Raw genomic sequence first — 12587 nt, forward strand, 5'->3', positions numbered from 1 at the left:
CACCGAGATCGACGTGAGGGTGGTGAATCTCGCCGGACAACGACCCTTACGTCAATCTCGGCGTGCGGACCGGATTCGCCGGCTCCGGCCGATCAGCTGTCGCTGCCCACCGTGACCGCTGTCGCCTCGTCGGTGAGTTCGTCGAGTTCGTCTTCCGCCGTGCCTTCCTCGTCGATGTGGACAAGGTGCGGACGCGTCAGGACCAGCACGCCGGCGGCCAGCAGCACCGCCGCCGCGCCCACCCAGTACGGCAGGTGGACACTGAACTGCTCGCCGAGGACTCCGGCCAGCCACGGTGCGACGGCGGCGCCGCCGAACCGCAGGAAGCTGTAGGCCGCCGAGGCCACGCCACGCTCGACGGGGGCGGCCTTCATGACGGTCTCGGTGATCAGCGTGTTGTTGATGCCGATGAACAGGCCGGCGACCACGACGCCCGATGCCAGTACGGCTTTGGAATCCGTCCACACCGCCATCACGGTCAGTACCGCGGTGAAGGCGAGCAGGTTGAGGATCAACACCCGCACCGTGCCGAAGCGGTGTTGGAGCCGCGGGGCGACGACCACCGAGGTGAAGGCCAGCGCCAGGCCCCAGCCGAAGAAGATCAGCCCGATCTGATGGGCGGTCATGTCCAGCGGGAAGGGGGTGAAGGCCAGCAGGGTGAAGAAGCCGAAGTTGTAGAGCAGCGCGGTGATCGACACGCCCAGCAGTCCCCGGTGGCGCAGCGCCCGGAACGGGTCGGCCAGCGTGGTGGCACGGTCGGCCCGCGGGGTGGCGGGCAGCAGGAACGCGGTGATCACCAGCGCGAAGGCCATCAGCGCCGAGACGCCGAAGAACGGGCCGCGCCACGAGATCGAGCCGAGCACGCCGCCGACCAGTGGTCCGATCGCGATGCCCAGGCCGAGTGCCGCCTCGTAGAGGATGATGGCTTGTGCCACAGAGCCTTTCGCGGAGTTGACGATGGTGGCCAGCGCAGTCGCGATGAACAGTGCGTTACCCAGGCCCCATAGGGCGCGCCACCCCACGATCTGCATCACGTTCTCGCTCATCCCGGCCAGGCCGGCACCGACGATGATGATCACCAGGCCGAGCAGCAGCGTGCGCTTGGGGCCGATGCGACTGGACACCACTCCGGTGATCAGCATCGCCACGCCCATCACCGCCATGTAGCTGGTGAACAGCAGCGACACCTGCGACGGCGAGGCGCCGAGGTTGTCCGCGATCGGTTTGAGGATGGGATCGACCAGTCCGATACCCATGAAGGCGACAACGGAGGCGAAAGCGACGGCCCAGACGGCCTTGGGTTGGCGCCACATGGGGCGGTGACTCCTAACTGGTGTGGTGTGAGAGCGGATGCTCGTCGACGTCGGTGAGCAATCGGCGGATGATGCCGACGGAGTCCGCCAGCGTCTGGCGCTCCTCGGCGGTGAGTCGGTCGAGCCTCGGGTTGATCGCCGCGGCGCGGTCGGCCCTGGCTTGCTCCAGGGTCTGACGGCCCTCCTCGGTGATGGCGATCAGCACCGCGCGGGCATCGCATGGATCGGTGGTGCGGGTAACGAGGCCGGCGTCTTCCAGGCGGCGAACCTGGGTGGTCATGGTCGGCTGCGAGCAGTGGTCGAGCAGGGCGAGGTCGGAGATGCGGGCCTCGCCCTGGTCCTCGATGGTGGACAGCAACCGGGCCTGGGCCCAGGGGAGCGGCAGGCGGGTGCGTTGGGTGGCCAGTCGGTTCAACCGGGCGACGACCGACAGCAGGTCAGCGCCAAGCTCGGACTCGTCGGTTACCGTGACATCCTCGGTCGGGGTCGGCATACCGACCATCTTTACATAGATTTACTATGTAGTCTACCTGCCCGGGGTGCTCTCGCTCACACCACGGACAACCGTCGGCGGCGATCGTGACTGGCAGAATCAAACGATGACCGCGATACCCCCGGCGACGACGCCTCGACGCGGCCTCACCCCCGGCGAGCTGGCGCAGGCCGCAGTGATGGCGGCCCTCTGCGCGGCCACCGCGATCATCGCGGTGGTGGTGCCGTTCGCGGCCGGGCTTTCGGTGCTGGGAACGGTGCCCATGGGTCTGCTGGCCTACCGCTACCGGCTGCGGGTACTCCTCGCAGCCACCATCGCCGCGGGCACCATCGCCTTCCTGATCGCCGGGATGGGCGGCTTGATGACCGTCATCGACTGCGCCTACATCGGTGGGCTGACCGGTGTGGTCAAGCGTCGCGGCAAGGGCACGGCCACCGCGTTCGGCACGGCGGTCGTGGCCGGCGCGATATTCGGGATGGCGGCCATCGCCGCATTGTCCGTGTTGTCACGGCTGCGCAACCTGGTCTTCGACTCGCTGACTGCCGGCATCGAAGGGCTGGCCAACGTCCTGGAACGGATCCCGCTGCTCGACGTGACCGCCGAACCGCTGCGGACCACCTTCGGCACCTTGTTGGATTACTGGCCCGTGCTGATGCTGGTCATGGGCATCGTCAGCATCACCTCGGTCAGCATGATCGGCTGGTGGGCGCTTTCGCGGATCCTGGCGCGACTGCTCGGGGTCCCCGATGTCCACAAGCTCGACGTCGACGACGACTCGGCGGTGATCGCGCCGGTACCGGCCCGCCTGACCGACGTGCGGTTCCGCTATCCGGGGGTCGGGCGCGACGCACTGGGGCCGGTTTCGATGGAGTTCCAGCCCGGCGAACATGTCGCGGTGACCGGACCGAACGGCTCGGGCAAGACCACCCTCATGCTGATGCTGGCCGGGCGCCAACCCACCTCGGGCAGCATCGAGCGGCCCGGCGCGGTGGGGCTGGGTCGCATCGGCGGCACCGCGGTGGTGATGCAACATCCGGAAAGCCAGGTGCTGGGCACCCGGGTGGCCGACGACGTGGTGTGGGGACTGCCGGTCGGCGCGACCGCCGACGTTGAGCGCCTCCTGGCCGAAGTGGGGCTCGACGGCCTGGCCGAACGTGACACCGGCGGGTTGTCCGGCGGCGAACTGCAGCGACTGGCTGTTGCCGCGGCGCTGGCCCGTGAACCCTCGCTGCTGATCGCCGACGAGGTCACCAGCATGGTGGACCAACAGGGCCGCGACACCTTGATGAACGTCCTGTCCGGGCTGACCGATCATCATCAGATGTCGCTGGTGCACATCACGCACTACAACGACGAGGCTGATTCCGCGGACCGGACGGTGACGCTCAGTGGTAACGGCGGCACCGCCGACAACACCGACATGGTTCAGACCTCCGCGGTGCCGCGGGAAGGGGTGCGCTCCACGGCGAGCGCCGCGCCGGTGCTGGAGCTGACCGGCGTCGGACACGACTACGGCAACGGAACCCCTTGGGCGAAAACTGCTTTGCGTGATATCACGTTCACCGTCAACGAAGGTGACGGAGTGCTGGTGCACGGCGTGAACGGTTCCGGCAAATCGACCCTGGCCTGGATCATGGCCGGGCTGACCGCCCCCACCTACGGTGCGTGCCTGCTCGACGGGGTGCCGGTGTCACAGCAGGTTGGCTCGGTGGCGATCTCGTTCCAGGCCGCCCGCCTGCAATTGATGCGCAGCACCGTCGGGCGCGAAATCGCCTCGGCCGCAGGCTTCTCGGCGCGCGAGAGCGACAAGATCGCGGGCGCACTGGAGATGGTGGGTCTGGATGCGGCACTGGCCCAGCGGCGCATCGACCAACTCTCGGGCGGTCAGATGCGTCGGGTGGTGCTTGCCGGGTTGCTGGCCCGGTCGCCACGTGCACTGATCCTCGACGAGCCCCTGGCCGGCCTGGACGCCTCCAGCCAACGGGGGCTGCTGCGGTTGCTGGAGGATCTGCGCCGCAACAACGGGCTCACCGTCGTCGTCATCTCGCACGACTTCACCGGCCTGGAGGGTCTGTGCCCGCGCACGCTGCACCTGCACCACGGTGAACTCGCTCTTGCTCCGACGACTGCCGGGGGTTCTCGATGACCGCTCCGACCCGAGGGCAACGCAGACCGGTCGTTCTGTTGCGCCCGGTCCCCGGCGACACCGTCATCCACCGACTGTGGGCCGGCACCAAACTGCTCGCGGTGGCGGGTATCGGCGTGCTGCTGACCTTCTATCCGGGATGGGTGCCGATCGCCTTCGTCGCGGTGCTGGTTCTGGTGACCGCGAGGCTGGCGCACATTCCGCGTGGCGCGCTGCCGTCGATCCCGCTGTTCCTGTGGATCCTGGTGGCGCTGGGCGGGGCGCTCGCCGCGCTGGGCGGCGGTGCCCCGATGATCGACATCGGCTCGGTGCAGGTCGGTCTGGGCGGGCTCCTCAACTTCCTGCGGGTCACCGCGCTGGCGATCGTGTTGTTGGGGCTCGGCGCACTCGTGTCCTGGACGACGAACGTCGCCGACGTCGCCCCGGCGGTGGCCACCCTGGGCCGCCCGCTGCGGAGGCTACGCATCCCGGTGGACGACTGGGCGGTGACGATTGCGTTGGCGCTGCGGGCTTTTCCGATGCTGATCGACGAGTTCCGCACGCTGTACGCGGCGCACCGGCTGCGCCCGGTCGAACCGGCCGAGACGTTCCGGGAGCGGCACCGGCAACGGGTGGCCAATCTGATCGATCTGCTCGCCGCAGCCGTCACCGTGGCGTTGCGCCGGGGCGACGAGATGGGCGACGCCATCACCGCACGCGGTGGCGCGGGCCAGATCTCGGCAGCGCCGTCAGGGCCCAGGGCTCGTGACTGGATCGCCTTCGCCATCCTCGTTCTGGTCTGCGGCACCGCCCTGGCCCTGGAGCTCACCGTCCTGCCGACCAGCCTGCCTCGGCACTGAGGGCTGCCCGGACCGCGGTCGGGTCAGCCGGATGGCGACGTAGACGATCACAGCTGCGGTGACGAAGACCGCCAGCCACGGCAGCAGCAGGCCGAACAGCATCACGAATCCGGTGGCCGCGGACACCAAGCCGTGCCAGCCGCGCTCCACCTGGCCCCAGAACCCCTGATACTGCGGGGCGGGGCCACCGATCTGCTCGGCGGTGATGTCGAGATTGACCGTGCTGTAGTCGATCTGGTCGCCGAGCTGGGTGCGCTGCGCACGCAGGCTGTCGAGGTCGGCCTGGCGCTGTGACAGGGCGTTTTCGGCCGTGATCAACGCCTCGGGATCCTTGGCGTCGCGCATGATCCCGAGCAGCCGGTCCACCGAAGTCTGCAGCGCATTGATGCGGGCGTCGAGATCGACGCGCTGCGAGGTCACATCGTCGGAGCGGACCTCGACGGTTTGCACCGTGCCGAGTTTCGTGAACCCGTCGAGGGTGCCCTCCAGTTTGGCGGCCGGTACGCGTAGCGCCAGTGAGATGTGTGCGCGCCCCGAGCTGGAGCCGGCGTCTTCGGAGCGGCTGTCCACCCGGCCACCGGCATCGGCGGTCAGTGCGACGGCCCTGTCGGCCACCGCAGCCGGGGTACCGGTGGTGATCGACATCGACGCGGTCTTGACGATGTCTCGCTTGAGGTCGGCGGGTATCGGGGCCTCTTTGAGCCCCGCACCGCTTTCCGGCGCCGGTGCCGAAGGCGCGAATCCGGCGTCGCTCGGTGGTGCCGCCGGGGCCGTGGAGTTGGGGGAGTGTCCGGCCGCGCAGGCCGGGGCGGCGACCAACATGGCCGCGGCGAACAATGCAGCCGTCACGCGGCGGCGGGATGCACGGGGGTGCCTGGGCATCAGCCCAATGTAGGCGATGTACCGGCGGCCCGTGGTCACCGTGCTGCCGCAGTATTGGCGGCCCACTGGGCGTCGCCCAGAGACTTCTCGACATCGCGTCGGCCCAGGAACATCTCGTCGAAATAGGGCTGGAGGGCCTGATATCCGGCCGGGAAGCCGGCTGCGCCCGGTGCCGGGATCCGCGGCCCCCGCAGCACCCGGAAGAACGGGCTGACGTCCACGCCGCGCGCTTTCCAGTAGTCGTGGTAGACGGGTTGGGCGGCCAGCACGGCGGGGATGGCGGCACCTTTCACCCCGAGGAACTCGCTACCCCGTTTGCTGCCCATCCAGGCCAGGACCTGCCGCACCGCACCCGGGTGGCGGGTTGCCGAGTTAGCTGCTGCGGCAATGCCATTGGTGACGCTGACCCGGCCTTTGGGGCCGGTGGGCAGCATGACCACACCCCACCGGAACCGGGCCTGATCCGCAATGGCGGCCAGGTTGTAGGTGCCGGACTGGAACAGCGCCATCCGGCCCTGCATGAAGGTATTGCGGGAGAAGTCTCCGTTGTTGTTGGTGGCCGAGGCGGGCGGGGCGACGTGATCGTCGTTGATCATCCGGACCAGATATGTGAAGGCCTCGACCGCCTGCGGGTTGTCGAAGGCGAAGCGGTCTCCGATGGTGAAGATGCCACCCGCCGAGCCGATGTAGTTGAGGTAGATGCCCTGAAGGTCGTTGGCGGCGTTGTAGCCCCACTGCCGGATCCGACCGGTGTCGAAACCCTCGGTGCCGGCGGTGCGACCCTGCTCGTCGACGGTGAGCCTGGCCGCCAACGACCGCAGTGTGTCGTCGGGCCCGTTCGACCAACGCAGCGTGGTCAGTTCGGCGAGGTCCACTCCGGCGGCGTCGATGAGGTCGGCGTTGAAATACACCGCGATACCGGCGTCGGTCAGTTGCGGAACGGCCCACAGGGCGTCGTTACGGGTGAACTGGTTGACCACCGAGGTTTCCCAGGCTCGGGCAGCGTTGGTGCCCAGCGTCTGCCCGATGTCCAGCAACCGGCCGTTGTCGGCGTACCCGGCCAGGTAGGCATTGGACAGCCAGAAGATGTCATCGGCACTGCCGCCGGCCACATCGGTGCGCAGGCTGTCGAAGTAGGACGAGTAGGCGACGGTGTTGACCCGTACCTCGATATCGGGATGCTCGCTGCTGAACTCGGCGAAGGACTCTCGATAGGCGGCCGCGACCTGCGGGTCCCACAGTCGCACGGTCACCACGGTGCGGCCCTCGGGTTCGGCGGTGTGGCCCAGCAGAGTCGCCGCCACCAGCAGTGTGGCCATGGCGAGGGCGAGGCCGGCGGCGGCCAGCGTGGAGCGCCTCATGCCTGCCTCCTGCCGCGAGATCGACGTGAGGGTCGTTGCGCCGGCGATTTCACAGCCCCGGTGTAGATCTCGACGATCATTTGATCCCCGTCACCACGATCGAGCGGACGATGTTGCGCGAGAACGCGATGAACAACACGATCAGCGGGACGATCGCCACCGTGGTGGCGGCCATGACCAGCGTCCACTGCGCGTTGTACTGCGTCTGCAGGCCGGCCGTCGCGACTGTCAACACCTGCCACTTGCTCCCGCTGGTGATCACCAACGGCCACAGGAAGTTGTTCCACTGGCTCACCACGGTGATCAGCGCCAGAGTGACGAGGATCGGGCGGCTGGCCGGTACCACCACGTGCGTGATCACGTCCAGGGTGTGGGCGCCGTCGAGGCGGGCCGCGTTGATCAGATCGCCCGGAATCGACCGGAAATACTCACGCAGCAGGAAGATCGCGTAGGGCGAGCCGAACATGAACGGCAGCACCAGCGCCCAGAAGGTATTGCGCAATCCCGCCTCGGCCATCATCAGATACAGCGGCACCACCGTCACCGTCGCGGGCACCATCAGCGTCGCGATATAGATCCAGAACAGTGCGTCGCGGCCGGGAAAGCGCAACCGGGCAAACGCGTAGGCGGCCAGCACCGAGAACACCAGTTGGCCCAGCAGGATGACTGCCGTCATCAATGCGGTTACGACAAAAGCGCGACCGAAGCCGGCATCGGACAGCCCACCGTAGTTCTCCAGCGTCGGCGGCGTGGGCAGCGACAGCGGGGCATCGGCGGCGAACTGCTCGGCCGAGGTGAACGAGGTGAGCAGCCCGAGGCCGAAGGGCAGCAGCGTGATCACCGCGCCGAGGAGCAGTCCCACATAGATCAGCGCGTTACGTGAGGTCATAGCTGATCCTGCGGCGGAAGTAGACGTGCTGGAGCAGCGTGATACCGACCAGGATGACGAACAGCACGATCGCCATCACCGACGCGCGGCCCACCGCGGCCGCACCGAACGCCTCGGCATAGATCCGGTGGGCCACCAGATCGGTGCGGCCCTGCGGACCGCCCGCGGTCAGTGCGTAGACCGTGTCGAATACCTGTGCGGCGCTGACGATTCCGGTGACCAGAACAAAGAACATGGTCGGGCGCAGCATCGGGAGGGTGATGTGACGGAACCGCTGCCAGTCGGTCGCGCCGTCGGTGCGCGCGGCGTTGTGCACATCGGCAGGGATGTTGAGGATGCCGGCCAGGAAGAACAGCGTCACGTAGCCGACGTTGGTCCACACCACTACCGCCGACACCACCGGCAGGGCCAGTCCGGGATCGGTGAGCCACTCGACGGGACGGCCCAGCACGGTGCTCAGCGCCCCGTCGGTCGGGGCGAGGATCCATTTCCACAACACCGCGATAGCCAGCGGTGCGCAGATCCACGGCAGCACGTACACCGTGCGGAAAAATCCGGTGCCCGGCAGTTCCCGGGCCAGTAGCGACGCGGCGATCAGGCCCAGTACGGTCTGCGCCGGCACCACCAGAAGCACGAACAGCAGCGTCACCCCCAATGAGGTGGCGAACGACGAATCGGTGAGCACCGACGTCCAATTGTCCAGCCCCACATACTCGATCGGGCCCAGCAGATCCCACCGCTGCAGGCTCAACCAGAGCACCACGAGCATGGGCAGCAACAGGAAGGTGACGACGCCGAACAGGCTGGGGGCGACAAGCGCGTACCCCAGTGCAGTGGTGCGGACACGCGAGGTGGCCATCGAGTCATTAAAGCGGTTCGCGACCTTCGGACGCCACGCCGGGCTCCCGAGCGCCCAACCTCAACGCCGGAATGCCGTCGTGCAATCCCGAAGCACGCAATTGCTCAGATGACGTAGATCACTTGACTGTTCCGGAATCGAATTCGCTGCCTGGCGCTTGTAGCAGGTAATCGCAGCAAACAGGGACTGGGGGAGAATCTCATGAGCACACCGCAGCGGGCCCGAACGGGCGCTCCGATCATCAGGACGGCGCAGGCCATGCTCTTCGCCATGCTCGCCCTGACCGCCATGGTCCTCGGCTCGCTGGCCGGTCCGATCGCCTCGGCCAATGCCGCTGACGGGTGTGCCGACGTCGAGGTGGTGTTCGCCCGCGGCACCAACGAGGCACCGGGGGTGGGCGCCACCGGGCAGGCGTTCGTCGACGCGCTCACCGCAGACCTGCCGGGCAAGACTGTGGATGTGTACGGGGTGAACTACCCGGCGTCACTTAACTTCGGCGAGGCCGTCGACGGGATCGCCGATGCGAGCAACCGGATCCAGTCGATCGCGGCGACGTGCCCGGCGACGCAGATCGTGCTCGGCGGTTACTCGCAGGGCGCTGCGGTGGCCGGTTACACCACCGCCAGTAACGTTCCCGCCGGATATGTCCTGCCCGCCAGCATCAGCGGTCCGATGCCGGCATCGGTCGCCTCACACGTCTCGGCCGTGGCGCTGTTCGGAACTCCCGACGAGTGGGTTCTGGGCCTGGCCGACCGCAGCGCACCACCCATCGCCATCGGTGCGCCCTACGTGGCCAAGACGATCCAGCTGTGCGCCCCCGGTGATCCGATCTGCTTCCCCGGCGGCCTGAATCGGGCCGCCCACAGCTCCTACAAGGACAACGGAATGGCAATCCAGGCGGCCGATTTCGCGGCCCGCCACCTGGGCGGCGGCGCTCCGGCGGCGACAGTGGTGCAGACCGCGGCTGAGGTCGGCGCCAACTGACGCCAAACTGAACAAGCCAGACGGCCGGAAGCGCATCCTCCGCTTTCGGCCGTCAGTGCTCGAGTCCCCGAAACCCGGCAACGGTGTCGGCCAAGGTGATTCGCGGATCGCGGTAGGTCACACCCAGGTCGCGTTCGCTCGGTGAATCGTCGGAGTCCGGCATCTGCGTGTAGTACTGCATCCCGGCTTCGGTGAACGGCGTCTGGAACGGCAGGAACGGACCCACCCGGTCCAGCACCTGCCCGGCGATGCGCAGGACGGTATCGGGAACCGGGACCGCGAACATGGTCTTGTCGCCGACCTCGGTGAGCAGCTTGGCCAATTGGTCCACCGGAATGCGATGACCACCGGCCATATAGCGGCGGGGTCCGCGGCCGGGTTCGAGCAGCGCCACATGCAGGGCCGCCAGGTCACGTCCGTCGACGATGGTCCAGGCTGCGCTGCGACCGGGAATCGCCCCGAGTTGCAGCGCGGCGGCCACCCCCTCGCCGGCTTCTCCGAACTGGTTGCCGACCGGTGGCCCCATGACCATGCCGGGATAGGTGATGTTGACCGGTGCGCCGGCGTCCTGCATGCCGCGGGCATAGATCTCGACCTGGGCCTTGGACCGGCCGTAGCCGTCGGTCCCGCCGAACACCGGCAGGTCGGCTTCCAGCGTATCCACATCGGGGTTGAACAGCGCGGTAATGCTCGACACATGGATGATCGGATCCAGGCCGAGCTCTGCCGCGCCGCCGAGCACATTCCGCGCACCGTCCATGTTGGTGCTCATCATCTGTGCGGTTTGGCTGGGATCGGTGGCGACCAGCGCCGCACTGTGGAGGACGGCATCGCAGCCCTCGAGTGCGAGCACCACCGAGTCGCGGTCGGTGATGTCGCCGACGGCATAGTCGGAGACATCTACTCCGAGTTTGGCGACACTGGTGTGCAGCCGGTCCGGATTGCGCACCAGAAACCGGACGGAATGTCCGGCGTCCGCAATCGCTTTTGCGCTCCACCCGCCGACAAACCCGGTACCGCCGGTGACCAGAACGCGCATGACGCCAACCTCCTAGCGAACGAACAACTCGTCGCACAGACGCTAGTGGGTCAGACCGCGCGCCGAAGCGGTTTCAGTCCCGTGTCGGCTTTGTCGGCTCAGCCGCCCCTCAGCGTCGCGAGCTCCTTCATATTCGCCCACCCCTGCTCCTGCGCCTCATCGAGGAAACTCGGCAGTGGCGCCCGCAGTTCGGGGAGCACCTCATGGTCGAGCAGGGCCTGCAGGTCGGCCTGCTTGGCGTGGCGGCCCGCCTGGTTGTCCAGCTCCTGGGCTCCTGAATCGGTTGTGTAGTCGTATAACTCATGGTGGATGGGTCGCGAGGTGTCGATGTCCATGCTGCCGGATCTCCAGTACGTATACATGCCGAGCTTGGCCTCGGGGGTGCGTACGGCGACGATGTGGCTGGGCGCGGACGTCGGGATGTCTGTCGGTGGGCCCGAGGCGCCGAACACCTTCTGGGCGAGCGGTGATTTCAGCAAGGCCGCCATCTCTTCCACCGACATGTCGTCGGTGGCGTGGGCGATCCACGGCCGGCCTTGCGCGGTGGCGTCGGCGGCCATACCGGCGATGTCGGCACGTCCGGACAGGTAGGAGTAGCGGGAGTGGGAGCGCCAGCCGGCCCCGCCGTGCGCGATCGTCAACAGCAGCGCCGCCAGGTCGGCGCTGGACGTCAGCTGGGTGCGGGTGTCGCCGGGCCCAGGCGTCAGATGACCTGACGGGTCACGGATGTAGAGCGGCACCCGGATGCTCTCCTCGTACACCGCGGCGCCCTTACCGCGCAGGCCGTGCGATCCGGCGTACTCGCCGTGGTCGGAGGTGAAGACGACGACGGTGTTGTCGTCGATGTCCGATCGGGCGGCGAGGGTGTCGAGTACCCGGCCGATCTGGGTGTCCACCTGCTGATGCAGCCACAGGTACATGTCCAGGCACCGTGCCCACTGCGCGGCCGCCTCGGGCCCGGTGTAGTCCATCGCGCCGGTCATCAACGGCGACATGAAGTTCATGTAGTCGATCTGCAATTGGGGTTTGCCCCGGCGGCGCAGATCCTCAGCGGTCTCGAAGTTCGCCGGCTTGGCACTGAACCAGTGTGGAACATCTTCTGGCAGAGGGTTTTTCGGCCACCAGCAGATGTCGTGCGGATTGACCAGGGACACAGTGGTGCACCACGGGCCCTCGCTCGCATGGGCGTCGAACCATCCGGCGAACTGATCGACGATCGAAGGATCCTGCGCCAGGCCCTGATTGGGTGCGCCGTTGGGGGACGGGTAGGTGCCACCGGAGAAGCCGTGGACATCCAGGCCGTCGGGGGTGTTGTCGGCCGCGCTGCCCAGATGCCATTTACCCCACCACCAGGTGCGGTATCCGGCGTCGCGCAGCATCGTGCCCCAGGTGGGGAAGCGGGCCGCCAGCGTCGACTCGGTGGGGCCTTCGCCGGTGTAGAGACATCCGGTCTGGTGTGAGTACAGCCCGGTGGTCAGCACTCCGCGCGACGGTGTGCACATGTTCGATGCGCTGTAGTGCGAGCCGAACGACGTGCTGCGCGTCCGCAACCGCTCGAGGTTCGGCAGCAGCGCGCCCAGTTGGTGGGTATCGGGGAACCACTGGGGCGCCCGCATCTGGTCGACGATGATGACGAGGATGTTGGGTTGGGCGGCCGCGCTCGGGCCTGGCTTGCGCAGCAGCTGATAGCCGCCGACTCCCGCGGCGACCGCACCGGCGGCCACCACGGCACCACCCAGAACAGCCCGTCTGCTGAGCTCTGCCATCTGGTCAGGGTAAGCG

At 67.7% G+C, this 12587-nt stretch carries 11 protein-coding genes; 3 read left to right on the plus strand and 8 right to left on the minus strand.

What is annotated here, in order from left to right; translation table 11 throughout:
* Window positions 1-92: 92 nt before the first annotated feature.
* Together G6N44_RS00530 and G6N44_RS00535 are read right to left on the minus strand one after the other, a co-directional pair.
* Window positions 93-1313, minus strand: coding sequence for an MFS transporter (locus G6N44_RS00530; protein WP_163660201.1), 1221 nt, complete (start codon window positions 1311-1313; stop codon window positions 93-95).
* Window positions 1314-1326: 13 nt separating this feature from the next.
* Window positions 1327-1806, minus strand: a complete 480-nt coding sequence (locus G6N44_RS00535) for a MarR family winged helix-turn-helix transcriptional regulator (RefSeq protein WP_163660203.1) — start codon at window positions 1804-1806, stop codon at window positions 1327-1329.
* 106 nt (window positions 1807-1912) lie between these two features.
* On the opposite strand from G6N44_RS00535, the gene G6N44_RS00540 reads away from it, so the two are divergent.
* Both G6N44_RS00540 and G6N44_RS00545 read left to right on the plus strand, forming a co-directional pair.
* Window positions 1913-3952, plus strand: coding sequence for an ABC transporter ATP-binding protein (locus G6N44_RS00540; RefSeq protein WP_163660205.1), 2040 nt, complete (start codon window positions 1913-1915; stop codon window positions 3950-3952).
* Window positions 3949-4791, plus strand: coding sequence for a CbiQ family ECF transporter T component (locus G6N44_RS00545; protein WP_163660207.1), 843 nt, complete (start codon window positions 3949-3951; stop codon window positions 4789-4791). Before G6N44_RS00540 ends, G6N44_RS00545 begins: the two co-directional genes overlap by 4 nt.
* Here the strand turns inward: G6N44_RS00545 and G6N44_RS00550 are convergent.
* The 4 genes from G6N44_RS00550 to G6N44_RS00565 form a co-directional block, all read right to left on the minus strand.
* Window positions 4681-5613, minus strand: coding sequence for a DUF4349 domain-containing protein (locus G6N44_RS00550; RefSeq protein ID WP_372508136.1), 933 nt, complete (start codon window positions 5611-5613; stop codon window positions 4681-4683). The two genes, G6N44_RS00545 and G6N44_RS00550, sit on opposite strands and share 111 nt — an antisense overlap.
* Window positions 5614-5708: 95 nt before the next feature.
* Window positions 5709-7034: an ABC transporter substrate-binding protein gene (locus G6N44_RS00555; protein WP_163660211.1), complete on the minus strand. Its 1326-nt coding sequence runs from the start codon at window positions 7032-7034 to the stop codon at window positions 5709-5711.
* Window positions 7035-7110: 76 nt separating this feature from the next.
* Window positions 7111-7923, minus strand: coding sequence for a carbohydrate ABC transporter permease (locus tag G6N44_RS00560; protein ID WP_163660213.1), 813 nt, complete (start codon window positions 7921-7923; stop codon window positions 7111-7113).
* Window positions 7910-8782 carry a carbohydrate ABC transporter permease gene (locus G6N44_RS00565; protein WP_163660215.1) on the minus strand — a complete coding sequence of 291 codons (873 nt, stop codon included), beginning with the start codon at window positions 8780-8782 and terminating at the stop codon, window positions 7910-7912. The genes G6N44_RS00560 and G6N44_RS00565 overlap by 14 nt, the downstream gene beginning before the upstream one ends.
* A gap of 201 nt (window positions 8783-8983) precedes the next feature.
* On the opposite strand from G6N44_RS00565, the gene G6N44_RS00570 reads away from it, so the two are divergent.
* Window positions 8984-9766 (plus strand): cutinase family protein, encoded by a 783-nt coding sequence (locus G6N44_RS00570; RefSeq protein WP_163660217.1) that lies wholly within the window; start codon window positions 8984-8986, stop codon window positions 9764-9766.
* A 52-nt stretch (window positions 9767-9818) separates the two neighbouring features.
* Here the strand turns inward: G6N44_RS00570 and G6N44_RS00575 are convergent, their stop codons facing one another.
* Both G6N44_RS00575 and G6N44_RS00580 read right to left on the minus strand, forming a co-directional pair.
* On the minus strand, window positions 9819-10805 hold the full coding sequence (locus G6N44_RS00575) for an NAD-dependent epimerase/dehydratase family protein (RefSeq protein WP_163660219.1): 987 nt from the start codon (window positions 10803-10805) through the stop codon (window positions 9819-9821).
* A gap of 98 nt (window positions 10806-10903) precedes the next feature.
* On the minus strand, window positions 10904-12571 hold the full coding sequence (locus G6N44_RS00580; RefSeq protein WP_163660221.1) for a sulfatase-like hydrolase/transferase: 1668 nt from the start codon (window positions 12569-12571) through the stop codon (window positions 10904-10906).
* Window positions 12572-12587: the final 16 nt, after the last annotated feature.

It is taken from the genome of Mycolicibacterium alvei (assembly GCF_010727325.1).
In the GTDB taxonomy this organism is placed as follows: Bacteria; Actinomycetota; Actinomycetes; order Mycobacteriales; family Mycobacteriaceae; genus Mycobacterium; species Mycobacterium alvei.